Origin of the sequence: Paenibacillus sp. FSL L8-0470, assembly GCF_038008625.1 — a bacterium.
Taxonomy (GTDB): domain Bacteria; phylum Bacillota; class Bacilli; order Paenibacillales; family Paenibacillaceae; genus Paenibacillus_AQ.
The window spans coordinates 1,114,295-1,140,636 of the sequence record NZ_JBBOZM010000001.1; the positions used below are offsets into that span (position 1 = coordinate 1,114,295).

General features: G+C 50.0%; 22 protein-coding genes. 20 read left to right on the plus strand and 2 right to left on the minus strand.

The window, feature by feature from the left end:
• Nucleotides 1-35: 35 nt before the first annotated feature.
• The 13 genes from NST99_RS05110 to NST99_RS05170 all read left to right on the plus strand — a co-directional run bounded on the left by NST99_RS05110 (nucleotide 36) and on the right by NST99_RS05170 (nucleotide 16,774).
• Nucleotides 36-1,280, plus strand: coding sequence for a glycosyltransferase family 4 protein (locus NST99_RS05110; RefSeq protein WP_341090068.1), 1,245 nt, complete (start codon nucleotides 36-38; stop codon nucleotides 1,278-1,280).
• A 17-nt stretch (nucleotides 1,281-1,297) separates the two neighbouring features.
• Entirely contained in the window at nucleotides 1,298-2,671 is a 1,374-nt protein-coding gene (locus tag NST99_RS05115; RefSeq protein WP_341090069.1) for a sugar phosphate nucleotidyltransferase, read from the plus strand.
• Between the two features lie 36 nt (nucleotides 2,672-2,707).
• A complete protein-coding gene (locus NST99_RS05120; protein ID WP_341090071.1) occupies nucleotides 2,708-4,447 on the plus strand; it encodes a hypothetical protein in 1,740 nt (579 codons plus the stop codon).
• Between the two features lie 239 nt (nucleotides 4,448-4,686).
• Nucleotides 4,687-5,436: a YveK family protein gene (locus NST99_RS05125; protein ID WP_038586558.1), complete on the plus strand. Its 750-nt coding sequence runs from the start codon at nucleotides 4,687-4,689 to the stop codon at nucleotides 5,434-5,436.
• The gene (locus tag NST99_RS05130) at nucleotides 5,417-6,085 is read left to right on the plus strand and encodes a CpsD/CapB family tyrosine-protein kinase (RefSeq protein WP_341090072.1); all 669 of its coding nucleotides are present in this window, start codon (nucleotides 5,417-5,419) and stop codon (nucleotides 6,083-6,085) included. The genes NST99_RS05125 and NST99_RS05130 overlap by 20 nt, the downstream gene beginning before the upstream one ends.
• Before the next feature lie 23 nt (nucleotides 6,086-6,108).
• Complete coding sequence (locus NST99_RS05135; protein ID WP_341090073.1) at nucleotides 6,109-7,482, plus strand: O-antigen ligase family protein; 1,374 nt, start codon at nucleotides 6,109-6,111, stop codon at nucleotides 7,480-7,482.
• A 2-nt stretch (nucleotides 7,483-7,484) separates the two neighbouring features.
• The gene (locus tag NST99_RS05140; RefSeq protein WP_341090074.1) at nucleotides 7,485-8,564 is read left to right on the plus strand and encodes a glycosyltransferase family 4 protein; all 1,080 of its coding nucleotides are present in this window, start codon (nucleotides 7,485-7,487) and stop codon (nucleotides 8,562-8,564) included.
• A gap of 3 nt (nucleotides 8,565-8,567) precedes the next feature.
• Nucleotides 8,568-9,116 (plus strand): WcaF family extracellular polysaccharide biosynthesis acetyltransferase, encoded by a 549-nt coding sequence (locus tag NST99_RS05145; protein WP_038586568.1) that lies wholly within the window; start codon nucleotides 8,568-8,570, stop codon nucleotides 9,114-9,116.
• Nucleotides 9,117-9,144: 28 nt separating this feature from the next.
• Nucleotides 9,145-10,485, plus strand: coding sequence for a lipopolysaccharide biosynthesis protein (locus tag NST99_RS05150; RefSeq protein WP_341090076.1), 1,341 nt, complete (start codon nucleotides 9,145-9,147; stop codon nucleotides 10,483-10,485).
• 44 nt (nucleotides 10,486-10,529) lie between these two features.
• On the plus strand, nucleotides 10,530-11,858 hold the full coding sequence (locus NST99_RS05155; protein ID WP_341090079.1) for a UDP-glucose dehydrogenase family protein: 1,329 nt from the start codon (nucleotides 10,530-10,532) through the stop codon (nucleotides 11,856-11,858).
• 218 nt (nucleotides 11,859-12,076) lie between these two features.
• On the plus strand, nucleotides 12,077-14,350 hold the full coding sequence (locus tag NST99_RS05160) for a copper amine oxidase N-terminal domain-containing protein (protein ID WP_341090080.1): 2,274 nt from the start codon (nucleotides 12,077-12,079) through the stop codon (nucleotides 14,348-14,350).
• Nucleotides 14,351-14,605: 255 nt separating this feature from the next.
• Entirely contained in the window at nucleotides 14,606-16,078 is a 1,473-nt protein-coding gene (locus NST99_RS05165) for a potassium/proton antiporter (protein WP_341090083.1), read from the plus strand.
• A 240-nt stretch (nucleotides 16,079-16,318) separates the two neighbouring features.
• The gene (locus NST99_RS05170) at nucleotides 16,319-16,774 is read left to right on the plus strand and encodes a Dps family protein (RefSeq protein ID WP_341090084.1); all 456 of its coding nucleotides are present in this window, start codon (nucleotides 16,319-16,321) and stop codon (nucleotides 16,772-16,774) included.
• Nucleotides 16,775-16,950: 176 nt separating this feature from the next.
• Here NST99_RS05170 and NST99_RS05175 read toward each other — a convergent pair whose 3' ends face one another.
• Both NST99_RS05175 and NST99_RS05180 read right to left on the minus strand, forming a co-directional pair.
• Nucleotides 16,951-17,655: an AIM24 family protein gene (locus NST99_RS05175; protein WP_038586581.1), complete on the minus strand. Its 705-nt coding sequence runs from the start codon at nucleotides 17,653-17,655 to the stop codon at nucleotides 16,951-16,953.
• A 60-nt stretch (nucleotides 17,656-17,715) separates the two neighbouring features.
• The gene (locus tag NST99_RS05180; protein ID WP_341090085.1) at nucleotides 17,716-18,204 is read right to left on the minus strand and encodes a hypothetical protein; all 489 of its coding nucleotides are present in this window, start codon (nucleotides 18,202-18,204) and stop codon (nucleotides 17,716-17,718) included.
• Nucleotides 18,205-18,508: 304 nt separating this feature from the next.
• Here NST99_RS05180 and NST99_RS05185 point away from each other — a divergent pair, with 304 nt between their 5' ends.
• The 7 genes from NST99_RS05185 (at nucleotide 18,509) to NST99_RS05215 (ending at nucleotide 26,331) form a co-directional block, all read left to right on the plus strand.
• Entirely contained in the window at nucleotides 18,509-19,195 is a 687-nt protein-coding gene (locus NST99_RS05185) for a M50 family metallopeptidase (RefSeq protein WP_341090089.1), read from the plus strand.
• Between the two features lie 186 nt (nucleotides 19,196-19,381).
• Nucleotides 19,382-20,047, plus strand: a complete 666-nt coding sequence (locus NST99_RS05190; RefSeq protein WP_341090092.1) for a hypothetical protein — start codon at nucleotides 19,382-19,384, stop codon at nucleotides 20,045-20,047.
• Between the two features lie 242 nt (nucleotides 20,048-20,289).
• Nucleotides 20,290-21,255: a helix-turn-helix transcriptional regulator gene (locus NST99_RS05195; protein WP_341090094.1), complete on the plus strand. Its 966-nt coding sequence runs from the start codon at nucleotides 20,290-20,292 to the stop codon at nucleotides 21,253-21,255.
• 247 nt (nucleotides 21,256-21,502) lie between these two features.
• Entirely contained in the window at nucleotides 21,503-22,492 is a 990-nt protein-coding gene (locus NST99_RS05200; RefSeq protein WP_341090096.1) for an ABC transporter ATP-binding protein, read from the plus strand.
• Nucleotides 22,489-23,478, plus strand: coding sequence for an ABC transporter ATP-binding protein (locus NST99_RS05205; RefSeq protein ID WP_341090098.1), 990 nt, complete (start codon nucleotides 22,489-22,491; stop codon nucleotides 23,476-23,478). Before NST99_RS05200 ends, NST99_RS05205 begins: the two co-directional genes overlap by 4 nt.
• 167 nt (nucleotides 23,479-23,645) lie before the next feature.
• Entirely contained in the window at nucleotides 23,646-25,313 is a 1,668-nt protein-coding gene (locus tag NST99_RS05210) for an ABC transporter substrate-binding protein (protein ID WP_341090100.1), read from the plus strand.
• 13 nt (nucleotides 25,314-25,326) lie between these two features.
• Nucleotides 25,327-26,331 carry an ABC transporter permease gene (locus NST99_RS05215; protein ID WP_341090102.1) on the plus strand — a complete coding sequence of 335 codons (1,005 nt, stop codon included), beginning with the start codon at nucleotides 25,327-25,329 and terminating at the stop codon, nucleotides 26,329-26,331.
• The last annotated feature ends 11 nt before the right edge of the window (nucleotides 26,332-26,342 follow it).

Sequence of the window (26,342 nt, forward strand, 5' to 3'; positions counted from 1 at the left end):
CGGTTCAGAGATTATTTCGAGAGAGGTGCAAGGCTATGAAGCCGAAAATTGTGTTCGTGATCAATTATTTTTACCCGGATTATGCTTCCACCGGCCAACTGCTGACCGAGCTGTGCCTGCATCTGCAGAATGACTTCCAAATTACCGTCATTGCTTCGCAGCCCGGCTATTCCGGGGAGGCGAACACAGAGAAGAGAAGATTCATTACCGGTCACCTGGAGAATATAGAAATTATCCGTATCCGTCTTCCTGTCGTCAATAAGCTGAATAAATGGAGTAGGCTGCGATATATCGTAACCTACTTTTTTTATGCCATTGTTGCCGTGCTGAAGCAAAGAAACGTGGATTTTATCTATACGATCTCACAGCCGCCGATCCTCGGCGGGCTGATCGGAACGATCGGCAAGCTGCTGAAACGGTCGAAGCATATTTATAATATCCAGGATTTCAACCCGGAGCAGGCGAAGGCGGTCGGCTTCATGCAGAATGCCAGGCTGATGAAGCTGGCCCAGTGGGTCGACACCCTGAACTGCAAGCTGGCGGATCACATTATTACGGTAGGCCAGGATATGCAGGAGACCCTGCTGAGACGGTTTGCCAACAAGAAAGTGACAGACAATACCGTCATTAACAATTGGACCAATGAACAGGAGATTATTCCTTTAAGCAGGGAGCATCCGCAGGTCCAGGGCTTCCTCGAGAAGCATGGCCTGCAGAATAAATTCATTGTGATGTATTCCGGGAACCTCGGGCTCTATTACGATCTGGAGAACCTGATCAAGCAGACGGCAGCCTTCCGTCATCTCGATGATCTCGCTTTCGTCTTTATCGGAGAGGGAGCAGTGAAAGCCAAAATGCAGGAATATGTGGCGGACCACGAACTCTCGCAGGTCTACTTTCTGCCTTACCAGCCGAAAGAGGATCTGGTGTACTCCCTGAACGCTGCCCATGTACATCTGGTAGTTAATCAGAAGGGAATCAAGGGTGTCTCCGTTCCCAGTAAAATTTACGGGGTTATGGCTGCAGGCAAGCCGGTGCTTGGTGTCCTTGAGAACGGAAGTGAGGCGTACCGGCTGATACGGGAAAGCAATTGCGGTCTTCTCGTCGAGCCTCACAGTTATGAGGAGGTTGTCCGCAGCGTGCTGGCTTTTTATGAATGGGATCGTGAAGAGCTGGAGGCCTGCGGGATGCGGGGAAGAGCCTATTTGGAACAGTATTTAAGAAGAGAACTGTCTCTTGAACGTTATAGAGAGCTGCTGCTGTCTTTAAAAATCTCATAAAAAAGGTGGGGGAATTCATGAAGCTGGTGTTATTGTCCGGGGGTTCCGGAAAAAGATTGTGGCCGTTATCCAACGATTCCCGCTCCAAGCAGTTTCTCAAAGTACTGGAGAATGAAGAGAAGGAAATGGTCTCCATGGTCCAGCGGGTATGGGGGCAGATCGAGCGCAGCGGACTGGGTGCATCCACGTTTGTAGCTACGGGGAAATCGCAGATTGAAATGATGCACAGCCAGCTCGGCCAGCATGTGCCTCTGATCATCGAGCCGGAACGCAGGGATACCTTCCCGGCCATCGCGCTTACAGCGGCCTATCTGTATTCCTTCATCGGAGTAGATCCGGATGAAGTGATCGCCATTCTGCCGGTGGACCCTTTTGTGGAAAACCGCTTTTTTGATACCGTCAAGCAGTTGGAAGAGGTTGTGTCGGCAACGGGAGCGGATCTTGCACTGATCGGCGTGCAGCCCACGTATCCCTCTTCCAAATACGGCTATATCATCCCTGAAAGTTGTGCGGATTCCTCCGGCGGCAGCCTGAAAGTCAGCCATTTCCGTGAGAAACCGCAGGAAGAGGAGGCTAAAAACCTGATTGCCCAGGGCGCCCTGTGGAACTGCGGAGTGTTTGCCTTTAGGCTCGGCTATCTTATCGATATATTGAGCGGGCAAGGCTTGCCTGTGAACTATGAGGAGCTGTCGGAGCAATATGACCAGCTGCCCAAGATCAGCTTTGATTATGAAGTGGTAGAGAAGGCAGCCCATATCACTGTGGTTCCCTATGAAGGCTACTGGAAGGATCTCGGGACGTGGAACACTCTTACAGAAGAGATGAAGAACAAACAAATTGGCAGAGGGACGATCAGCGGGGATTGCAGCAACACCCATTTGATCAATGAGATTGATATCCCTGTATCCATTATCGGTTTATCCGATATTGTCGTGGCGGTGAGCCCGGACGGGATTCTGGTCACAGACAAGAGCGAAAGCCCGAGAATCAAGGACTACATTGATTATAATCAGGGACCGATGTATGAAGAGCGTCAATGGGGCTGGGTGAGAATACTGGATGACCAGTCGTATGAGGACGGACGCTGTGCCGTTACCAAACGGGTATGCATTCTTGGCGGCAAAAGCCTCAGTTACCGGATGCACACCAGCCGGGAAGAGGTTTGGACCATTATTAAGGGAGAGGCAGAGTTTGTGCAGAACGGGAATTTCATGCTTATCGGCCCGGGCAATGTTCTGCATATTCCGATGAAGACATTGCATACGCTCAGAGCTTCTGCCGACCTGGAGATGATAGTGGTCCAAAGCGGGCAGGTACGGGAACCTAACCGGATGCTCGAGCTGTACCCTACATGGGATGAGATGTCACAGCACTGCTTCAAAACCTCCTGAATAGCCGAATCATCCTAACCCAAAGGAGGCCAACACATGCATGCAATCGCCGATCAGCTGGAGGAAATCGTTCAGAGGCGTTATAACCGCTGGAAAAATGCAGAGCTGCCCGCTTATCTCAGCAAAGAGCTGAATGAGCTGAAGTCTGCGGAAATTATCGACCGCTTCTATCAGGATTTGCAGCTTGAGGATCACGGCATTTACGGAATTACCGGGGTTGGAACGAACCGGATGAATATATTTACGATCCGCCGCGTCTGCCGGGGACTGGCTGAGGAGATTAAGAGCCGCGGTTTTGCCGCCGGGCAGAGAGGCATAGCCATCGGCTATGATTCAACTTCCTTTTCCAAAGGGCTTGCGGAGCAGGCGGCGCTCGTTCTGGCGAATCATGAGGTGAAATGTTATCTGTTCCGCCAGCCTTCTCCCGCAGGTGAACTGGCCTTCGCCGTACGGTATTTACATGCTGCCGGAGGTCTGCTCATGTCGAGCGGGGGGGAGGCCTCTAGCTACAGCGGCTGTACCCTTTATGATGAGCATGGAATGCCGGTAGAGACAGAAACCAATCTGCGCTTGGCCCGTTACATGGAGCAGTGGGAGGATGGGCTTCATATCGGATTGATGAATGTAGAGGAGGCGGCCCGTACGGGCCGCCTCGTCTTTACCGGGGAGGAAGTCGCCAGCGCCTATCTGGAAGATGTGGACCGGATTCCGGTCTCCCGGGAAATCAATCAAATCATGGGCGCTTCTGTGCGTATCCTTTATATCCAGCCGGGGCAGGGGGAGGCAGGACTGCTGCGCAGCACGCTTCTGCGTTCCGGCTTTACCTCTGTACATGTCGTTCAGGACCCGAGGCTGCAGAGCGCGAAGTCGTCCTCCCAATACTTTGAGCTGTACGATTGGCGGCTGGCGAATGAGGCGGCTGCGGAGATGAATGCAGATATGATTCTGGCGTTCAACCCGCAGTATAGTGAGCTGGCCTTGTCCATTAAGACGGAAATGGGCAAGTATCTTGTATTAAGCCACAGTGAAACGGCGGCGCTTCTTCTCCACTATCTTTTGCGGCAAAAGAACAACAGGGGGGGAAGCACTGCCGGTGGAGTGCTGCTTAAGTCTTTTTTTACAAGTGATCTTGCCTCGGCTATTGCCCGAAAAGAGGGGATTAAGACGATCAATGTTACCGGAGGTTTTGGCGGAGGGGCATCGCTGGGGAAATTTTGCCGCTCGGGCAATCTCCCTTTTCTGTTCGGTTACGATGAGGACGGCGGATTTGCGGTCGGGGGCTCCATTGCTGGCAGTGATGCCATTCAGTATGCTGTGCTGATTGCCGAGATGTCAGCCTATTTTAAGTCCAGGGGCAGAACACTTGGCAAAGAGCTGCTGGAATTGTATGCGGAGCACGGCTGGTTCGCAGATGACAGGATAGAGCTTACATACCGGGGGCTTGAAGGCCGGCAGAGGGTAAGCTTTATCATGGGGCGGCTGAGCAAGGATGCGTTAAGAGTAGTGGGCGGATTAAAGGTTGAGCAGTTGTACGACTTCCGGGCCCGGGAGCATATCCAACTGGCCAAAGGCAAACATTTAGCGCTGGATATGCCGCGGTATGACGCGCTCAAATTTATAATGGAGGACGGGTCCTGGTATGGTCTGCGGCCGGTATCTGCACAGCCGGGCATTCAGTTCTTCCTCGGCAGCCATGCTTCTGACAGCCTTACCAGCAGGCGGAAGCTTGCAGCCATACGATCCGACGTACTGTTCATGCTTGAAAGCATGCTGTAAAACTGAAAATTTTTATTTGTTTACAATGTTATTCGAAACGAATATAATTGAGTCGACAAATACTCTTATTGAAGTTTTTCTTGAGGGCCTTAAGGACTGTCTGAAATTGCGGAATGTTGAAAATGGGCATGTAAAGAGGCGTGGAAACGGGTTAAAGCAATAGTTTATGTTTTTCGGGTCGCGTATTGAATAATTATCATTTGTTTATTCGCTCTAATAATTCGAATGGAGGAATTTGAGTGGAGTTAAAACAGTATTGGACCGTAATCCGAAAGCGATTATGGCTGCTGGTCCTGCTTGTTGTTGTGATTACTACCGCCACGGGAATATACACGTATGAATACACCGAGAAGCAGTATACGGCGTCAACGAAGCTTATTGTAACCCCCAAGCAGGAGGTTGAGCTGCTTGGCGGCAAGCTGGATCTAAGCACCATCAACTCCAACATCCGGCTGATAGCGACCTACAAGGAGATCATCATGTCGCCGAGGATCATGAATCTGGTCGTCCAGCAGTATCCTCAGCTTGGCCTCACATCCGATGAAATGCTGAAGAAGGTAACTGTATCCGCCGTCGAGGAATCCCAGGTGATGTCCCTGGAGACAGTGGATACTTCTTACGCTCAGGCAGCTGCAATTGTGAATGCAGTGGCTGCCATATTCCAGTCAGAAGTGCCCAAGGTGATGAAAATAGATAATATCAGCGTCCTCAGTGAAGCCAATCCGGCGGATACTCCAGATCCTACATCACCACAGCCTCTGCTCAATATGATTATCGGGCTCGTCCTGTCCCTGATGATCGGAACGGGACTTATGTTCTTGCTCGATTACCTGGACGATACGATCAAGACGGAAGCGGATATCCGCGATGTGCTGGGTCTCTCTACGTATTCGGCAGTCCCGGCGATTACCCAGCGGGACCGGGTGGCAGCCCCGAGAAATACAGCCAAGCCGACGAGGAGGAAGAAGAATGTCACGTTCGAAGTCTAAGCATTATCTGATTGCGGATCCCAGTCTGGATTCCCCGGCTGCCGAGGCCTACCGCAAGCTGCGGACTACTCTTGATTATTCGCACCAGGATGAAGGCATCCGGACGCTCATGATTACTTCGGCATTAAGCGGCGAGGGCAAAAGCACGACTGCCGCCAACCTGTCGATGGCTTACGCGCAGTGCCGGAAAAAAGTGCTGCTGATTGATGCGGACCTGCGCAGCCCGTCCCAGCACTCCATATTTAATGTAGAGCAAAACCCGGGAATCAGCGCGGTTCTAAATGGCCAGGCTCTGCTGGAGGATGTGCTTGTGCCCGTGCTTGACGGAACATTGGCGCTGCTCCCGGCCGGCCCCCTCTCAGGCAACCCAGCGGAGCTGCTGACCTCGCCGCGGATGAAAGATTTGCTGGCTGAGCTTAGCGGGAAGTTCGATCTTATCCTGATTGATACCCCTGCACTGCTGACCTACAGCGATGCCCAGATCATTGCGGCCCAGTGTGACGGCGTCCTGCTGGTAGTCAAGCCGGGCAAGGTGAAGAATGGCGCTGCGCTTAAGGCCAGAGAGAGTCTGGCGCTGGTTAAGGCCCGGGTTCTTGGGGCCGTTCTGAGCAACGTCAACCGCAGAAATGCCGGCCGCTTTATCTACTAGAAGAAGAGTACAGGAGAATAGCTATGAATGCTTTCATTTATCTCGCTTTTGCATTGCTCCCGCTGGACAATTTCCCCTATATGTTCGGCGGAGCATACAAGCCGGTTTCTCTGATTTTTATCGTGCTGTATTGTGTACTCAAGATTCCGGTACTGATCCGGATGAAGTTCCAGAGAAAGGAGATCTGGATCTTTATCGTTCTGGTATCGGCAGTCCTGATCTCCGCAATCCTGGGCCTGCAGAACAATTACTCCTTTGCGGGGCTTCAGGATGCAGTGGTTTCTCTGGCCGCCGGCATCATCATCTATCTGAGCTTCAGAATATATGTGCATTCGAGCGAACACCGCAAGGATTCATTCCTGACCTTGTTCCGCTGGATGTTCAGAGGATATTGGCTGGCCGTCATAATCGGTCTGCTCCAGCTTGTATATATGTATGCCTTTCATAGCGGCGCGCTAAGCAGTGTAATCGGTTTTTTCGTCCAGAGGGATTCTTACGTCACCGCAGGACGGCTGCATTTTACATTCTCGGAGCCATCCTACATCGGGCTTCATACCAATCTGCTGCTGTTCCCGGCCTATCTTATCCTGAAGAAATACAATTATTTAACGAAATCCGACAAAGTGCTGTTATGGATCTTTATCCCGTTATCGCTGCTCTCCTTGTCTATCCGTTACTATTTGGATCTGCTGTTTTTTGTGGTCGTGTATGTCATTATTACCAGCAAGCCCGAAAAGTTCCTGATGTTATTCATGAAGTTTATGATGTACCTTGCGGCTGCTGCTGTTCTGCTGAATATCGTCTTTGTTAACAATCTCTTTCAATTAAAATCCGATCATTACTATCGTATTCTGCATATCTACGAGGATCCTGCCAGTATTACGGAAGATAATTCATTCAGCATCAGAAGCACTTACTCCAGCCTGGGTTTTCGATCCTTTCTCGATAAGCCGTGGTTCGGGTATGGAATGGGGAATTACTATTACGGCTTTATGCATAATTTGGACCATATTCCCGTTGACACCCTTGAAGAGAACGAGGAGCTTAGGGAAGCTAAATACAATCTGACCCTCCCGCAATATAACATGTACACCCGGCTGCTGTCGGAGTTCGGCCTGCTGGGGATTATGCTGATTTTTTTATTGCTCTCTTTAGTAAGGCTCAGCCACAAGGGCAATTTCCCGAAGCTGATGGTCGTCCTGCTGTTGTATTCGCTTCTGCAATTTGATTCTTTTGCCTTCATCCAGGTGCTCTTTTGGGTGGCTATTCTGCAGAGCGAGGAGGTGTCCCGGCTGCGGATTGGCAAGGCAGAGAGCACAGAGAATAAAAGAAAGATGGCTAAGATGCATTCGGGCCCGTGGGTCCAGCTGCGGAGGTCAGAACATTATCCCAAGTGACAATGAAGGTGATCATAATGAAGAAAATCTGCATTATCGGCCAATTTCCCCCGCCTGTGCACGGATTGTCCAAAGCACTCGAGACACTTCTGAATTCCCGGCTTTTTAACGAAAAATACGAACTTACCCATGTGGATATCAAGGACAATAAGAAAGTTGCTGCTCATATGAGCATGATCAACCGCCAGGACACAGATATTTTTTACTTTACCATTTCACAATCCAAGTGGGGCAATCTGCGGGATATGTTTATTCTGGCCAATCTGTTCAGGAAGGGCAAAAAAGTGGTCATTCATTATCACGGCGGCTACTTCAGACAGCTGTACAGCCAGTTTAATCCCCTGCAGCGGGCCATCAACAAGAAGCTGCTCGCGAAAGTGGATGTGATGATTGTCCTCAGCAAAAGTCTGGAATGCCTGTTTGCCGGGATTGTCGATGCCGGGAAAATCAGAATTTGCGAGAACTGCATTGAGGACAGCCAGCTCTTAACCTCATGGGAATACGAGAGCAAAATCTTCAGGCTGATGGAAACCGGTAAGCCGCTTGAGGTGGTATACCTGAGCAATTTCATTAAGAGCAAGGGATACTTCGATCTGTTGATGGCAGCGGAACGGCTGAAGGACCGGGACATTCATTTTCATTTTGCCGGCAGCTTCTTCAATCGGGAGGATGAGGAGGAGTTCCTGGCCTACATTCAGCAGAACGGGCTGCAGGATAAAGTGTCTTATCATGGCGTGGTAACCGGGGAGCGCAAGAAACGGCTGCTGGAGCGCTGCGATATCTTTGCGCTTCCAACCTATTATCCCAATGAAGGGCAGCCGATCTCCATAATTGAGGCAATGGGCAACGGACTGGCCATTATCTCGACGAAACATGCCGGTATTCCCGACATCGTATCCGAGGAGAACGGCTTTCTGATCGAACCGCAGTCGCCGGAGGCGATTGCCGGAGTTATCGCCGGACTGCTTCAGGACCGGAGCGGAATGAAGCAAATGGCTGATGAGAACCGGAGTAAGATTCTACGCAGGTATAAGGAAGCAGACTATCTAAAACGGTTGGAACTAATTATGGATGAGGTCTGAACAATGAAGATGAACTTAGCGAAGTATGATCAATCCTGGTTCGTTAGAGGGAGAAGCGGCGCAGTAGTCATGCTGTGGTGGCTGATACAGGCAACCGTGTTCAGAGTGTCGCTGCACAATATGCACGGCTTCCGCAGCGCTTTGCTGCGTCTGTTCGGCGCACAGGTAGGCAAAGGGGTAAGGATAAGGCCTTCGGCGAAGTTCACGTATCCCTGGAAGGTCAAGATCGGTGATTATTCCTGGATTGGAGACCATGCGGAGCTGTACAGTCTGGACAGCATCGTGATCGGCGACCATTGTGTGATCTCCCAGAACGCCTATTTGTGTACAGGCAGCCATAAGCTGAATGATCCCCATTTCGGTCTCATTACGAAACCGATAGAGCTGAAAGACGGAGCATGGGTGGCTAGCCATGTCTTTGTATACCCCGGAGTAACAATCTATGAAATGGGGGTCGCAGGGGCAAGGAGCACCGTGATGAAAGATATTCCCGCGAACCAGGTTCATGTCGGATTTCCCGCCGTGTATTTCAAAGAACGATTCACGAGCTGAAAGGCTGCACCATTAAAGGAGAGTAGCAATGAGAATGATGAAGAAGGCCTCCGGCAAAAACTTTTCGTGGCTGTTCACCGGAAATTTAATTTATTCGTTATCCCAATGGGGGATGGTGGTTTTGCTGGCGAAGCTCGGAAGCCCGGCCATGGTCGGCCAGTATGTGCTGGCTCTGTCAATTACGGCTCCGGTCATTCTGTTTACAAATTTCCAGCTTCGTGATTTCCAGGCTACCGATGCCAACAACCAGTATTCCTTCCAGCAATATTTAACACTCAGGCTGCTGTCGATGACGGCCGTATTCCTCCTCATTCTCGCTGTTACTGCATTCATTCCGCTATCCCTGAATACACTTCTTGTAGTCTGGTTCGTCTGCGCAGCCAAAATGGTCGAATCCGTCTCGGATATTTATTTCGGATTATTCCAGCGGAATGAAAAGATGGAGTATGTCGGGAAATCCATGATTCTAAAAGGGTTGTCCTCTGTCCTTGTGCTTGGGATAAGCGTCTATCTGACCCAAAGCATTGCCGCCGGAGCTTTAGCGCTTGCGCTTGCCTGGCTAGGGATACTCTTGTTCTACGACATGAAGAACGGAGCGGCTGTGCTGGGGATCAGGGTGGCAGCGCGAACAGCAAATGGCCGCCTGTCCAGCTTCAGGAGCGTTCTGGGAAGAGGGGAGCGGGCCACTCTGAAAGGCCTGCTCCTGCTTGTACTGCCGCTGGGCATTACCGCGGCGCTGGATTTCCTGAACAGCAGTATCCCCCGCTATTTTCTCCAGCATATCGGCGGTGAGGAAGCCCTGGGCTACTATTCTGCGATCGCCTACATCATGATGGCGGGAGGCACCTTTGTCAATGCAATGACGCAGGCGTCGAGTCCGAGGCTGTCGCGCTACTTCCGGGACAACCTGCAAGGGTTCAAAAGGCTGCTACTGCAGATCATGGGCCTGTGTCTGCTGCTCGGACTTGCGGGTCTTTCCGCTGCCTATTTCATGGGAGAGTTTCTGCTCAGCCTGCTATACAGCTCCGATTATGCCGCGTATAACAATGTCTTCATTATTATTATGCTGGCAAGTACGATCTGGTATATGACAGGCTGCCTCAGTGCAGCTTTAACCGTCTCCCGTTATATTAAACTGCAAATCCCGGTATTTCTGCTGACCTGTATAACGGTTCTGGCAGGTTCCATCCTGCTGATTCCCGGGTATGGAGCGGCAGGAGCAGCATGGAGTATTTGCATCGGGATGGGGACAAGATTTGTCTGCAGCTTTGCGCTGGTTCTTCATGCCTTGTCCAGGCAGGCGGCACTTGCCAAACAGGCGGAGCAGCGGGAGGCGAGGATCGCTCTCGGCGATATCGCCAGGGGATAAGTTCTTCTATTTAAGCTCACAAAACTTTGATGAGGAGCAGAGACATGAACATTACTGTGATAGGAACAGGGTATGTCGGTTTGGTGTCAGGTGTATGCTATGCAGAGCTTGGGCATCAGGTGTATTGTGTCGATAAGGATGCGGAGAAAATTGAGCTGCTTCTGAGTGGCGGCATTCCGATTTATGAGCCGGGGCTTGGGGAGATGTCCTGCACCAATATGGATGCGGGCCGGCTCCGCTTCACGACTGACCTGTCCGGTGCAGTGTCCGATGCAGAGCTGGTGATTATAGCAGTAGGAACGCCTTCGCTGCCGAGCGGTGAAGCAGATCTGCGGTTCGTCGATGCGGCCGTAAGGGAGATCGGCGCGGCCATGAACGGTTATAAAGTAGTCTGCGTGAAGAGCACCGTGCCGGTAGGCACCAATGACAGAGTCCGTGAGCTGCTGAGCGAGTTATACGAAGGGCCGTTCGATATTGCTTCGCTTCCGGAATTCCTGCGTGAAGGAACGGCTATCCGGGATACGCTGGCTCCGGACCGTATTATTATCGGGACGGACAGCCAGCGTGCTTCCAAGCTGCTGAGCGGACTGCATGAGCCGCTGAACACCAGAATATTGATCACAGACATCCGCAGTGCGGAGATGATTAAATACGCCTCCAATGCTTTTCTGGCTACCAAAATTTCATTTATCAACGAGATCGCCAACATTTGCGAGAAGGTAAAGGCAGATGTCACGGAGGTAGCCAAGGGAATGGGACTGGATACACGAATCGGGCCCTCGTTTCTGGGAGCGGGTATTGGCTATGGCGGCTCCTGCTTCCCCAAGGATACAACGGCGCTGATCCAAATCGCAGGCAATGTGCATTATGATTTCAAGCTGCTGAAATCAGTAGTGGAAGTCAATAAAGAACAGCGCTATAGTGTCATCAGCAAGCTACATCAGGCACTGGGCAGCCTGGAAGGCAGAACCATTGCGCTGTGGGGGCTGGCCTTCAAGCCAGAAACCGATGATGTCCGGGAGGCTCCTGCACTGGAGATCGTCGACAGGCTCATTCAGCTTGGCGCCACTCCTAAGGTATACGACCCGGTGGCTATGGATAATTTCCGGCGGCTGCGGAATCATTCCGGGATTCAGTGGTGCAGCTCGGCGCTGGAAGCTGCGAAGGACAGCGACGCGTTGTGCCTGCTGACAGAGTGGAAGCAGTTTAAAGAGATCAATCTGGCCGGGGTAAAAGCAGCCATGAGCGGCACCGTCCTCATTGATGGCAGAAACGCCTTCTCGGAACAGCAGGTAAGCGGACTGGGCTTCGGGTATTACCCGGTAGGCCGGCCTTCGCTCCAGGAGCCGTTTGAAATTCCGGAAGTCGTGTAGCTTTGCAAGGGGCGTTCCAGCCGGATCACGAAATGAATCCCTGCCGTAGGTGTGGCGGGGATTTTTTTGTGTTTCCATATCCCTTCTTATTTAGCCTGGGAATGGAAATTGGATTAATTTATTGTAACCAGTAAATCGAGAAACTTTTAGACCGGTTGATGCGTCAAAGGGATAGTCAAGAAAATGGAATTTTATTTATTATCCAGGAGGGTGAGCTTGTGAAGAAGTTATGGATTTCGATTTTAGCGGGGTTGCTGGTGTTTCCGATGCTGCTGCAGTCCCCGGCTCAGGCAGCTGCACCTATCAAAATTGTGATTGACGGTGTTCCCTTACCTACTGATCAACCCCCTATATCGGTGCGTGGACGAACGCTGGTGCCGTTACGGGCCATTTTTGAAGCCTTTGATGCCACCACCACGTGGAATAAGCAGACAAAAACAGTAACAGCAACCAAAGAGGGTACAACGATTATATTGAAGCTTGGCTCGACACTTGCCACGATTAACAATAAGTCTGTTATCCTCGATGTGCCTGGTCAAAGTTTGAAGGGCAGAACGCTGGTTCCGACACGGTTCGTCAGCGAAGCTCTGGGTCAGGAAGTGGTATGGAATTCCAAAGCAAGGACCGTGTCCATAACGACTTCTGGAGGTAAAGGTGGAACCGTAAGTCCGGCATCCAATGTAGTCCTGCAGGATGTGAGTGATAGCGGTGACGGACGTGATCTGCAGGTCAGCTTCGTCCGGGCGGCAGATGAGTCCATTGTTGATCATTACAGGGTATTGATTGTGAAAGCGGGGAACACATTAAACTTGTCATCCGCCCAACAGATCGCACCGTCCAATTATTCTACTGTATTGTCTACCGGAGCTAATCCTGCGTTTAAACTGAACGCTGGGTCGAGGGATATCAGCGGTGAATTAATTAAAGTCAATCAGCCGTATATTGCTTATGTTTTGGCAGTAGGCAAAGGGAATAATATCAGTGCCCTTTCGAATAGTTCAGCAACACTTACGTTGGTGAATAATATTGTATCCGCACCAACCAACATACAAGTGAATGATGTCGGGGATAATGGGGATGGACGGGATTTGTCTGTCAGCTTCAACAAGTTGCCGGATGAATCGAAGGTCAATTCCTACCGGATATTTGTAGTCAAAGCAGCGAACTATACCAATTTCAATGTGGCGGCAGCAAACGCAGTTTCCAGTTCTAACTACACCCAAGTCAGCAAGACGGGAAATAATCTTTCTCAGGTCTTGGCTTCAGGATCCAGGGATGTCGATGGAGCCCTTATAAAGCCGGGTGTGAGCTACCGGGTGTTTGTTATGGCGGTAGATAGCAGGAATGCGGCCAATCAAGTACTGTCTCCTGCGTCATCTGCGATTACGTTGTCCACTACAGGAATCTCTAGCTTCATCGTTAGTGATGTTAATGACTATGGAGACGGCCGGGATATGAAAGTGTCCTTTGTCCATCCCACAGCCGAAGCTAATATTAACCAGTATCGGATTATGGTCGTACCTACGGCTTATTACAGCGGCTTCAGCGTATCTGAAGCGAATAATGTATCCAGCTCCAATTATACAGCGGTGAGTACATCAGGAAGCAGCACCAATCAAATCCTGACCTCATCAACCAGAGACGTACGGGGTAATTTGATCAAAAATGGAACGGGTTATCAAGTATACGTGTTATCGGTTGGAAGCAACTCAAGTGCAAATGTGCTTTCCAGCGCTTCATCGGTTATTACGCTGCTGACTGACTTCAGTATGGGAGCCGTTTCTAATCTAACCGTAAGCGACGTTAGTGACAATGGTGATGGCCGGGATATTAAAGTATCCTTTAATCATGCTGCGGACGAAAGGTACATCAGCAAATATCTGATCATGGTGGTGCCAACCTCATATTACAGCAACTTCAGCGTATCCGAAGCCAATCGTATATCCAGCTCCAACTATACAGCGGTGAGCACATCTGATAATAGCACCAGTCAAATTTTAAATTCATCCTCCAGAGATGTGCGCGGCAATTGGATTAAAGAGGGAACCACTTATAAAGTGTATGTATTATCTGTTGGCAGTGGGAATTATTCAGGTTCTAATGTCTTGTCCCAGGCATCCTCGGACATTACGTTGTCGTCCAAAACCCCTGTGGTTTCCGTAACCAACGTCACGTATCAAGTGAATGACAGCAGAATACTGGCCCGCTTCAACAAATCGTCCAATGAGACCAATATTTCTGAATACCGGGTATTAGTAGTTCCGGCCAAGCAGGGTTTTGGCTTGGGTGATGCACTTGGGGTGACCTCTTCCTCTTACAAGTCCATCATTCCTAACGGAACGAATCCGGTAATTACAGCATCAACAACAGACGTCAACGGTAGTCCCATCATTAAAGGCAAAAAATATAAACTGTATATTCTTGCCGTGGCAAATAACAAGGGGATGCAGAATGGCGGCCTTTCAGATTCAACGGAGGAGTTTGAAATATAATAGTTAATGTTAAATGAGTCGTAAGCCTGACCTTCCATGGTCAGGCTTTTGTTATGTAGATAATAGAAGAAATGTATGATGTGCAGCCGTTTGAGCATTATAAATTCAGTGTGGAAGTGTAGATGACCAGAGCAGGGCACCCGGCAGTCTTACCGCAGCTGACTCAAGAAAAGACTTTTGAGGTTAATAACGTAAATAACACAAGGAGCGGTAACGTCTGCTTGATTTCAATATCAGAAGGGTGCGAAGTAAACGATGACTCATCTTGCAGATCAGATTATTATGCTGCTGGCGGTGCTGCTGCTTGTAGGAGTGCTTTCCACAAAATTCTCTACACGGTTCGGCATGCCGGCGCTCGTATTATTTATTGCAGTGGGGATGGTACTCAGCCATTTTGTCTATTTTAACAATGCATCCCTGACCCAGATTGCCGGCATTTTTGCACTGGTCGTGATTCTGTTTGAAGGCGGGATGCAGACCAGCATGAAGGATATCCGGCCGATAATGGCGCCGGCGCTGTCCTTGGCTACGGTGGGCGTGCTGCTGACTACAGCCATAGTAGGCGTTTTTGCCAAATTCATACTGGGAGTGCCTTGGGCGGAAAGCCTGCTGTTCGGAGCGATTGTCGGTTCAACGGACGCAGCCGCCGTATTCTCTGTTCTGGGCGGCAAAAATATCGACAAAAGGTTGACCTCCACACTGGAGGCTGAGTCTGGGAGCAATGATCCGATGGCCGTATTTCTGACCGTATCACTAATCGAATGGATTCAGCATCCCGATACAGCCATCTGGAGCCTGCTGCTGTCCTTTGTATGGGAAATGGGGATTGGCCTGCTGCTGGGGATCATTATCGGCAAGCTGGCCGTATATCTGATCAACAGAATCAACTTGGATTCCACCGGTCTGTATCCGGTAATGGCTATAGGGTTTGCCGTACTGACTTATGGCCTTACAGCCATGGTTCACGGCAGCGGACTGCTTGCCGTCTATGTAATTGGCCTGACGCTGGGGAATTCCGAACTGATGTATCACCGCACCATCATGAATTTCAATCACGGCTTTGCCTGGATGATGCAGATTGCTATGTTCATTCTGCTGGGGCTGCTGGTGTTCCCGCAGGAGCTTGCAAATATCGCTTGGGACGGGCTGCTGCTGTCTGTCATCCTAATGGTAATTGCCCGGCCAGTCGGGGTATTTATAAGCCTGCTCTTTGCCAAATTCTCTTTCCGGGAAAAAACACTGATCTCGTGGGCTGGTCTTCGCGGCGCCGTGCCGATTGTACTGGCCACCTATCCGCTGCTGGCGGGTCTTCCGCAGGGAAGGCTGTTCTTTAATGTCGTCTTCTTCGTCGTCCTTACATCGGCTGTTATTCAGGGGACGACGATTTCACCGCTCGCTTCCAGACTGAAGCTGGTCGGGCGGGAAGAAGCGGGGCAACCTTCTCTCATGGAACTTGTAGCCCTTGGCAAGACGGACTCGGAATTCAATCATATTGGAATACAGCCTTCTATGCCGATTGCCGGGATGCAGATTGCAGAGCTGGGGCTGCCTGATGATATTCTCTTCACGGCGATCATACGGGATAAGAATATCGTCACTCCGCATGGCAATACCGTCATTCAGGCAGGAGATACAGTCTACGTGCTTAGTCCGAAGTCTAAACGCGACGAGATGCGGGCGATCTTCCGGAGCGGAAAAGGCAAGGCGGCGCAAGCGGAAACTACCTAGGTTTAACCTTTGTATTTCATGTGATTTTTTATGCCGTAACGATGTGATTTGTGTCAATATAGGTGCTTATGCTCCAATGTGACACAAATAATAGGAGTATAACAGAAAGTTATGCTAGAATTTGCAGCAACAAAATCGTCGTAATCGTTGCAAAAAGCATAAATTCATGTTATATTGTATATAGATTTAGAACAAGTCTAAATACAATAACATATATACAAACTATAGGAGGCTATTAGAATGAGTACACAAGTAAAGAGCCAGACTGAACTGCACGCTGCTTTGAATCGCCAAACTGCGAACTGGACCCTGCTCGGAGTGAAACTGCATCATTACCACTGGTATGTGAGCGGACCGCAATTCTTCACGCTGCATGCCAAATTCGAAGAACTGTACAATGAAGCTGCAGGTTATGTGGATGAGCTGGCTGAACGCCTGCTCGCTATCGGCGGACAACCGGCCTCTACTATGACCCAATATCTGGCCCTTTCCGAGCTCAAGGAAGCCGTCGGCGGCGAAAGCGCCAAAGAAATGGTTACCCAACTTGTAAAAGATTTTGCCCTTGTTGCAGAAGAGCTGAAGCATTCCATCGCGGCAGCAGAAGAGCTGAGCGATCAACCGACTGCTGATCTGCTGATTGGTATCAGAAGCAGTGTTGAGAAGAGCGCCTGGATGCTGAATGCTTACCTGGCATAAGACCAAGTGACCAAGTGACCAAGTGACCAAGTAGCAACAATCAGGAACCGCCCATGATTCCGGGTATAGAAGCTGTTGCCGGGTTTATGGGTTGTGTGCATTGTCTGTAAACTAAAGAGTGCCCTTGCGTGATACGCACGGGCACTCTTTTTGCTAAATAAGATTTATATATATTCCTACTTAATAAACACTCCGCCAAATGGCAGAGCCTCACGGAGAAACCGTTTGATAATCCCGTCCTCATTATTGTCGCGTTCAAAGCGCCGGCTCTGGCGGCCGGCTTGGAACAGCACGGGTCCGTGGCCTGTCATCTTCCAATGATAGCTCATATGTTGGCTGGCCAGATGATTGCCGTAGACGGTCAGCTCAAGCTTGGCATTCTCGGGGTAGGCAATGACGCTTCCGGCATCCACATACAACGGGTCGAAGGGATGCAGCTCCGCTTCGCATACCGTTCCCTCAGTTAAGATGCCGATGCTGCCCCTGCCAGAGAACTTCACCTTGATGACATCGCGCGTCACGAGCATATTCTTCATGCTGAGCACCCGGGTCTGCATCGTAACCCCCTTACTATAGAAGAACAGATGCCTGAAATCATAGAGCAGATCGCTTTTTCCATCAAGCTGCAGCGTTTTGATCCGATAACCGGGAGGGAGTGCGGCAACGAACCGGCAGGGCCCGGACAGATCCGAGCGGATCAGCTTGCGCTTGCGGTACATGCCCTTGACATCCATCAACCGGTCCGCCCGGCCTGAAGAGGGACCTTGATAGGCAATAATCTGCTGCGGGTGCAGCACATGAACCTCTTCATTCTCTCCAACAGTAAAGGCAACGGCTTGTCCGCTGCCGCTGTCGCCTTCATCCTGGACATCAACGTTCATAGCTTACACTTCCTTGTTCCTGTGACTTCTTGTTTCTGTGGGTGACGCTCTCCTTGCGGACTACCGCAGCCGGTCGCTTCTTCTGGACCGGTAGCGCATCGCGAAGCGAAGCAGCCGGGTGAGCAGGAAATAACCGAATATAAGGGCAACCCCGGTAATGACCGTAACTTTAATCCGGTTATAGTAGTTTTCCCGGGCCGTACGGTCGTTTTTCAATTCCTCTACCACCAGGCTTAATTGGCGGTTCTGCTCCTGAAGAGCCTCATTCTGGGTACGGTACGTCTCCATCTCCTGCAGCGTCTGTCCCAAGGCTTGGGTCGTTTCGCCCAGCTCATTTTTGGTCTGCTGGAGCTCATCCACCGTTTGCTGGTAGCTTTCCTGCAATTGATTAACTTCACCGGGCAATTCCGAGAAATTCTGCAATCCTTTATATATATCGCTGAAGTAATTGGCCTGAGCCGCAGGAGCCGGCAGGGCTGCCGTTATCCCAAGCAGCAGCAGGGCCGAACTTAAGAGCTTGATCAATTTGCTCATTACATGTTTTTTCATTACATATCACCACCTGGTATAGGCTAATATTACTTTTATTTTAACATAGCCTGACAACTTCCGGGTACCTTACAGGGGAAGCTTGGCATCATTTGGCGGATAAAGCACATTTTTGTCCCGAGTTTTGGATATAAAGGGACAAACAGATACCATCCTTCTGAGAACGTCGCAGCCGTTTCCACTTGCACTGGGGCCTGCGGCAATAACCATAAAAGTAATACAGCATTAAAGACACTCAGGTTTCGGTTTTGCTACCACAGGTGTACAAATTATCGTATACTTTGAACGGAAAGGGGCTGATGTGATGAATAAATGGCTTAAGACGCTATTGTTTCTGGCAGGTTCTGCTTTTTTAACGCGGTTAATCCCGTTCTCTTCCTTGTTCCGCAATCTGGATACGATGGTTCACGAGTTCGGCCATGCGCTCATGACCCTGTTGCTCTCGGGAAGTGTGCTGCGCATTGAGTTGTACGCCGATCACAGCGGGGTCACTTATTCGGCCATTGGTGCGGGAGCACAAGCGATACTGGTGTCGCTGGCCGGATATACGCTGGCTTCGTTATTCTCTTTGCTGCTGTTCTATTTATATAGAAGAAACCGGCTGCAATGGGGGCTGATTTTGTCCACCGCCATAGCACTCATTATGCTGGTTTTATATGTGCGGGGCGGATTCGGCATGATGTGGCTGACCGGCTTTATTGCGCTGAATCTGGCGATGATGTTTCTCTGGCCTAAGATCAGCAAATATTATTACTTGTTTCTGGCGTTTCTCACGCTTGAGGAATCCGTAATGGGTACACTTTTTCTGGTATCGTCTGCGGCATTTACACCCTCCCGTGCAGGGGATGCAGCCAATCTGGCGAGGTTGACTCCTTTGCCGGCCATCTTTTGGGCAGTGCTGTTTCTTCTATTCTCATTGCTATGCGCCAAAGGAGCACTGGGTTTCTTATTCAAGGAAGAGCGCCGGAACAGCAAGCTGGGGAATAGGTGAAATTACACAAATTTTTCGTCATCTTTAGACAAAAGAACGATCTTTCGCAAAGAGGCAATCCACTTTATAGTGGAGTGGCTCTTTTTTTGTCGATATTCTAGGTCCGAACATATATTCCATGACAAGGAGTTGTCCGCCATTATTGGTACATTAATAGAAGATCCAAAAAAAGAAAGAGGTGGAAATATGCAAGCAAGTATCCAGCCCATATTTACATGGAGTCAAAACCGGATTTTTGCAGGAGCTGCTCGAGATGTAATTTTACTAGTCGAGTGGGAAGGCATGGTCCAAGGTGTGGAAACGCAGAAGAAAAGCCGCAAAGTCGTTGCCCGTGAAATTGAACTGAGAGTATGGCTTGAAGCGCATGTAAGTCTGAAGGCATGTTATGGATGTGTAGTGGAGGCAGGGGAAGGAAGATCGCTGCTGCTTAAGCTTGGCAAAATACATGCGGGAGGGAGGAAATATATAGCGCTGGAATTCACTATGGCGGCGATGCCAGCGGGAAATCATGAAGCACTCTGGCTGCAGTGGCAATATAAACAACCCCCGGTGGAACGCATCCGCGAGCTGCCCTTGCATAAGCTAAGCCTAGAGTATACCCACCATACCGATGTGCTCGGCACGGCCAGCTGCTTTCATGTAGCCAAGCATTTGGAGCTGCTCAAGACAGCGATGGTAATGGAAGAAGCAGTGGCCTTACGTTCTAAGACATCCGACCCAGCTTCCTACGATAGGTTGCGCAGACAGGCGGATGATCTGCTGCTGCTGGCAACCCAATCTGGAGACATGCAGCTGGTTAAAGAGGCGGAGGCTGTGTACAAACAGTTGGCCGTGGGGATTCAGGTCTGGTGACTCTAGGAATACACAGTTTATGATCCATCAACCGGTAACTAGGGCATATACATAACTGCACTATTTCGCTGAGTGCAAACCAGAATAGCTGACAGATAGAGCGATATATAAATGTGGTAATATAGTAAAATAGTTCTATTATATTTTTGTAACGAGGTTATTAATTCCCTGTTTTTAGATATATATAACTAATTTATTTAAAATAATGGGTCTATTTTACCATAAATCAAGGGGAACTGAAAATGACAGACCGATTAATCCGGCTGATGCGCATCATTACGCTAGTTCAGGCCAAACCGGGAATTTTAGCCCGTGAGCTGGCGGAACGCTGCGGCAACAGTGAGAGAACGATATACCGGGATATGGATGCGCTAAGTGCCATGCATATCCCTATTACCCACCTGGGGCACGGGAAGGGATATGCTTTTATCGGGAACTTTGCACTCTATCCTTTAGATTTGTCGGAAGAAGAATCGGCCGCATTTTCACAGCTCCGCGGCATTATGAATGACATTAAGCCTCTGTTGCCTGCACATTTTGAAGACGCCTACGAAAAAATCATGGCTGCAGAATATAAGCAGAAGGCGGAAAGGGAAGAGAAGATGGAAAGCGTAAAAAAAGAAGCCTGGCAGCATTGGACAGAGAGGGGAACTTCACAGGGAGAGCCTTCGCCTTTTCTGACGGAAATTCTGCTGGCTATAATGAAACAGCGAAGCTTTCAGGCGGATTACAGTGAAAATGCCTATGAAGAGAAGGAGATACAGATCGATCCATACTGCCTGGTTCCGCTGGAGAACCGCTATCATTTAATCGGTTTCTGCCACCGCTTTGGCATGATCCGGGCTTTTCACATCAACGGGTTTTCGAGTGTCAGGCCGTTGAATCGTTTTTTTTCCAAGGAGCAATTTGATTTGCAGTCTTTTATGAAGCAGAAGTGGCATTTGGACCAAGACAGTCTGGAGATCGAATTTAAGGTGAAATTTTCGGAACGGATGATGGATTGGATCAAATATGAGGAGTTGTTTGTAAAGCCGAGCAAGGTGGACCGCCAGAGCCGCTTTCTCCACTTTAAGGTAGCTGTTGAACAGGATATAGGATTTGTTCGTTGGATCATGAAATTCGAAGAGGAAGCGGAGATAGTGGAGCCGTTTTACTATAGGGATATGATGAGGGTTCAACTGGAAAGGTGGCTATTGCTCTACAAATAGAGCAGGATCTTTTTGTTTTGTCATTAATTATACCCTTAAACCCTATGAGGTTAGTTAATCTTGTAAATTTTTCTTGTCTATCATGGTTTTATATAGTAGTATTATACAATAAATAACAACTATGTCGATTAAATCCTGTTAACTAACTTATTATGTAAGGTGTTCACGGTAGAATCTCTCTTTTAGAGAGATTTTCTTGTCTGTCATTTGACCTTTGTTCAATTTTTAATAGAAGAGAGGGTTCATTTTGATCCAGCCAATTCTGGAAATTGAGGATTTGCATACTCATTTTTTTACGGATCGTGGAGAGGTTCCTGCTGTAGACGGCGTCGATTTGTATATTGATCCGGGCGAAATTCTTGGAGTGGTTGGTGAATCGGGCTGCGGCAAGAGCGTCACTTCATTGTCCATCCTGAAGCTGGTTCCGAATCCTCCCGGCCGGATTGTCGGCGGCCGCATTCTATTAAAAGGGCAGGATCTTGTGCCGCTTAGGGAAAAAGAAATGCGAAAGATCCGCGGAGACTCGGTATCGATGATCTTCCAGGAGCCAATGACTTCGCTTAACCCGCTGTTTACGGCAGGTCAGCAGATTATCGAAACTGTGCGGCTTCACCGCGGCTTATCGAAAAGAGAAGCGCGGGAGCATGCGGCCGGGATGCTCCGCAAAGTAGGAATACCTCGGCCGGAAGCGATCATTGATGAGTATCCTCACCAGTTGTCGGGCGGCATGCGCCAGCGGGTGATGATCGCGATGTCGATCTCCTGCAGTCCGGAGCTGCTCATTGCCGATGAACCCACAACGGCGCTGGATGTAACGATTCAGGCGCAGATTCTGGATTTGATCCGGCGGTTGAATGAAGAACAAGGCACTGCGGTCATGCTGATTACCCATGATCTTGGAGTTGTGGCGGAGATGTGCCACCGGGTGGCTGTTATGTATGCCGGCAAGATCGTAGAGGAAGGCTCTGTGCGCGATATTTTTAAAAATCCGCTTCATCCTTACACGAGGGGGCTTATACAGTCTGTGCCAAGAATGAACGAGGTCCGGGAACGGCTGTATTCCATTCCCGGCAATGTGCCGATTCTCAGTAAAGATATGCAGGGCTGCCGGTTTGCACCCCGCTGTCCGAATATGATGGACATCTGCCGTGAGTCGCTTCCTGAGCTGTCACTGCAGGAAGACCGGCACAGCTGCAGATGCTGGCTGCATGACAGCCAACAGGAGGATGCTGTATGAGCGAGAACCTGCTCGAGGTTATTGGCCTCAAGAAGTATTATCCGATTTATAAAGGCTTCTTCAACAAGGTGCAAGGGGCCGTCAAGGCCGTGGACGATATTTCCTTCTCCGTAAGCAAAGGCGAGACCTTTGGACTGGTGGGGGAAAGCGGCTGCGGCAAATCGACAACCGGGCGTACGCTGCTGCGGCTGATCGAGCCTACAGCAGGGGAGGTCTGGTTCGAAGGCCAGGATATCACCAGGCTCACTCTGGAAGAAATGCGCAAGCGCCGGCGGGAGATGCAGATTGTCTTTCAGGACCCGTTCTCTTCCCTTGACCCGCGGAATACGGTGCAGCGTATTCTGGAAGAGCCGATGATTGTACATGGTGTAGGCGATGCCAGGCAACGGAGGGATACTGTCGAGCGGCTGGCTGATGTGGTCGGCTTGGCGAAGGCACATCTCCAGCGTTATCCGCATCAATTCTCCGGCGGGCAACGGCAGCGGATTGGAATCGCCCGGGCGCTTGCCCTGCAGCCGAAGCTGATTATAGCGGATGAGCCTGTGTCCGCACTGGATGTATCCATCCAGTCTCAGGTCATTAATCTGATGCAGGATTTACAGAAGGAATTTGCACTTACCTACATATTTATAGCCCATGATCTCAGTGTGGTGAAGCATATCTGTGACCGTGTCGCCGTAATGTACCTGGGACGGATTGTAGAGATTACCGATAAGTACAAGCTTTATGCCGAACCGCAGCACCCGTATACACAGGCGCTGCTGTCGGCTGTTCCCGAACCCGATCCCGATATCCGCAAGAAACGGGTTATTCTGCAGGGTGAAGTGCCGAGTCCGGCCAATGCGCCTGTCGGTTGTGCCTTTAATACCCGTTGTCCCCGGGTGATGGACGTGTGCCGCAATGTAAGACCGCCGTTGAACGAGACCGGGCCAGGGCATCTAACCGCATGCCATTTATATGATGATGCTGACACCCGGCTGGCTTAACAAGACTTGACGACATCTTAGAAAGACTCCGGCAGGAGTTATCCTTAGTATTCAGAGCGAGCAACCATTCATGAATGCAATTAGTGGACTTGGTATATGGCAGCGCTTTGGCGCAGCTCCATATAGACGCTTTAATACTTTTAATGAAGGAAGGGAGTTTTCTAGAGATGAAGAAATGGAGTAGTCTTGCACTGGCAGTGACGCTGGGGGCGGTATTAATGTTAAGCGGCTGCGGAGGCAACAATAACGCAAGCACGGAGTCAACTGCGGGGGGCAATACAGCGGCAACTGCCGCACCGGATAGCTCTCCTGATTCGGCGGCAACGTCACAGGATACACTGATATTGGGGCGCGGCGGTGATTCGGCTTCGCTGGACCCGGCAATCGTAACCGATGGTGAATCTTTGAAGATTGCCCATCAGGTATTTGACTCTCTGCTGGAATACAAACCGGGAACCTCCGAGGTACAGGCTTCACTTGCAGACAGCTGGGAAGTCTCAGCCGACGGCTTAATCTACATCTTCAAGCTGCATCCGGGTGTGAAGTTCCATGATGGATCAGACTTTGATGCCGAGGCTGTCGTGTTCAACTTCACGCGCTGGAGTGATCCGGCAAGTGAATACAAATTCGAAGGCGATTCCTTTGACTACTATGACTCCATGTTCGGTCCGGACGGAAGCCGTGTCATTAAAGAGGTGAAGGCTGTTGATGCCACAACCGTGCAATTTGTGCTTAATCAGCCGCAGGCCCCTTTCCTGCAGAATATCGCCATGACCTCCTTCGGGATTGCCAGCCCTACAGCCATTAAGGAGAAGAAGGAAAACTTCAAGAATGAGCCGGTAGGCACAGGTCCGTTTGTGTTCACCGAATGGAAGCACAATGATTCCATTACGCTGGACAAGAATCCGGGCTACTGGAAAGAAGGGCTTCCTAAGCTGAACAAAGTTATCGTCCGCTCCATTCCGGATAACTCTGCGCGCTTTACTGCTCTGCAGAACGGTGAGATTGACCTGATGGAGGACCTTAGCCCTGATGATCTGTCCACACTGGAAGGCAACACCGGGCTGCAAAAGATTGAACGCCCGCCGTTTAATGTCTCGTACCTCGGCTTCAACTTCAATAAGAAACCTTTTGACAACGTGAAGGTAAGACAAGCGCTGAACCATGCGGTGAATAAGCAGGCTATTATCGAAGCGTTCTTCTCAGGTCAGGCAACGGCCGCCGTTAACCCGATACCCCCATCCCTATGGGGCTATAACGATGCTGTGAATGATTATGAATACGATCTGGAGAAAGCAAAAGCGCTGCTTTCTGAGGCCGGATATCCTGAAGGTCTGCCGGATCCGGTAACTTTGTATGCTATGCCGGTCTCCCGTCCTTATATGCCTGATGGCAAGAAGGTAGCCGAGGCGATTCAAGCCGATTGGGAAAAAATTGGCGTGAAGACGGTGATCGAGTCCCCTGAATGGGCTACTTACCTTGACGACACAAAAGTCGGAGAAAAAGATGATATCTACATGCTCGGCTGGACCGGTGACAACGGTGACCCGGATAACTTCCTGTATACGCTCCTTGATAAAGATGCGATTCCGGGCAACAACCGTTCCTTCTATATTAATGAAGAATTGCATACCGTTCTGATCAATGCACAGAAGGAAACGGACCAAGCCAAACGCTCCGACCTGTACAAGCAGGCGCAGGAAATCATCAAAGCGGATGCGCCTTGGATTCCGCTTGTGCACACGACTCCGTTGCTGGCTGCCAAAACCAATCTCAAGGGTTTTGTTCCAGGTCCGACAGGTACGGAATATTACAGCGAAATCTACTTCGAATAGTAGGTGAGCTGATTTGAACTCCTACCTATTAAAACGTGTAATGGTATTAATCCCGGTTCTGATTGGGATGACAATCATTGTCTTCTCTATTATCCATGCGATTCCGGGAGATCCGGCAGAGACGATTCTGGGACAAAAGGCAACGGAGCAGTCCAAGCAGGCGCTGCGGGGACAACTGGGTCTCGACAAGCCGTGGCTGCAGCAGTATTTCAATTATATGGGCGATTTGCTGCAAGGCGATTTGGGTACCTCGATCCGTACCAAAACGCCAATCGCCAAAGAAATTATGCCTTATCTGGCCGCTACCCTGGAACTTACGGCGGCGAGTATGCTGTTCGCCACTGTTGTGGGAGTCAATGCCGGTATTCTAAGCGCCTGGCGGCAAAATTCATGGTTTGATTATGCCGCAATGATTATAGCGCTCATTGGTGTGTCCATGCCGATTTTCTGGCTTGGTCTGATGGAGCAGCTGTTATTCTCGCTTAAATTACATTGGCTGCCCTCCATAGGCAGGATGGACCAGCGCAATCCGGTGGAGAGCATCACCAGTCTCTACGTGATTGATACGATACTGGCAGGCCGCTGGGACCAGTTGTGGACGGTTGTTAAACATCTGATCCTGCCAAGCATTGCACTGGGTACGATTCCGATGGCGATTATCGCCCGGATGACCCGCTCCAGCATGCTGGAGGTAATGAATTCGGACTACATCCGTACGGCAAAAGCCAAAGGGTTATCGCAATTTCTCGTAGTATACAAGCATGCGCTCAAAAATGCGCTGATTCCTGTATTGACTGTGGTGGGGCTGCAGACAGGAGCTCTGCTCGGCGGAGCGGTGCTGACAGAGACGATCTTTGCTTGGCCGGGTGTGGGAAGATATATATTTGAGGCGATCAGCTCGCGTGACTATCCTGTCATTCAGACCGGTATTCTGATTATTGCTTTTATTTTCGTAATCATTAATCTGCTTGTGGATCTGCTCTATGCCGTCGTTGATCCACGCATCAATTACAAGTGAGGGGTGAATCT

Coding starts and splice junctions, on each gene's coding strand:
- NST99_RS05110 (WP_341090068.1), top strand. CDS start 36: ATGAAGCCGAAAATTGTGTTCGTGATCAATTATTTTTACCCGGATTAT.
- NST99_RS05115 (WP_341090069.1), top strand. CDS start 1,298: ATGAAGCTGGTGTTATTGTCCGGGGGTTCCGGAAAAAGATTGTGGCCG.
- NST99_RS05120 (WP_341090071.1), top strand. CDS start 2,708: ATGCATGCAATCGCCGATCAGCTGGAGGAAATCGTTCAGAGGCGTTAT.
- NST99_RS05130 (WP_341090072.1), top strand. CDS start 5,417: ATGTCACGTTCGAAGTCTAAGCATTATCTGATTGCGGATCCCAGTCTG.
- NST99_RS05135 (WP_341090073.1), top strand. CDS start 6,109: ATGAATGCTTTCATTTATCTCGCTTTTGCATTGCTCCCGCTGGACAAT.
- NST99_RS05140 (WP_341090074.1), top strand. CDS start 7,485: ATGAAGGTGATCATAATGAAGAAAATCTGCATTATCGGCCAATTTCCC.
- NST99_RS05145 (WP_038586568.1), top strand. CDS start 8,568: ATGAAGATGAACTTAGCGAAGTATGATCAATCCTGGTTCGTTAGAGGG.
- NST99_RS05150 (WP_341090076.1), top strand. CDS start 9,145: ATGAGAATGATGAAGAAGGCCTCCGGCAAAAACTTTTCGTGGCTGTTC.
- NST99_RS05155 (WP_341090079.1), top strand. CDS start 10,530: ATGAACATTACTGTGATAGGAACAGGGTATGTCGGTTTGGTGTCAGGT.
- NST99_RS05165 (WP_341090083.1), top strand. CDS start 14,606: ATGACTCATCTTGCAGATCAGATTATTATGCTGCTGGCGGTGCTGCTG.
- NST99_RS05170 (WP_341090084.1), top strand. CDS start 16,319: ATGAGTACACAAGTAAAGAGCCAGACTGAACTGCACGCTGCTTTGAAT.
- NST99_RS05175 (WP_038586581.1), bottom strand. CDS start 17,655: ATGAACGTTGATGTCCAGGATGAAGGCGACAGCGGCAGCGGACAAGCC.
- NST99_RS05180 (WP_341090085.1), bottom strand. CDS start 18,204: ATGAAAAAACATGTAATGAGCAAATTGATCAAGCTCTTAAGTTCGGCC.
- NST99_RS05185 (WP_341090089.1), top strand. CDS start 18,509: ATGAATAAATGGCTTAAGACGCTATTGTTTCTGGCAGGTTCTGCTTTT.
- NST99_RS05190 (WP_341090092.1), top strand. CDS start 19,382: ATGCAAGCAAGTATCCAGCCCATATTTACATGGAGTCAAAACCGGATT.
- NST99_RS05195 (WP_341090094.1), top strand. CDS start 20,290: ATGACAGACCGATTAATCCGGCTGATGCGCATCATTACGCTAGTTCAG.
- NST99_RS05205 (WP_341090098.1), top strand. CDS start 22,489: ATGAGCGAGAACCTGCTCGAGGTTATTGGCCTCAAGAAGTATTATCCG.
- NST99_RS05210 (WP_341090100.1), top strand. CDS start 23,646: ATGAAGAAATGGAGTAGTCTTGCACTGGCAGTGACGCTGGGGGCGGTA.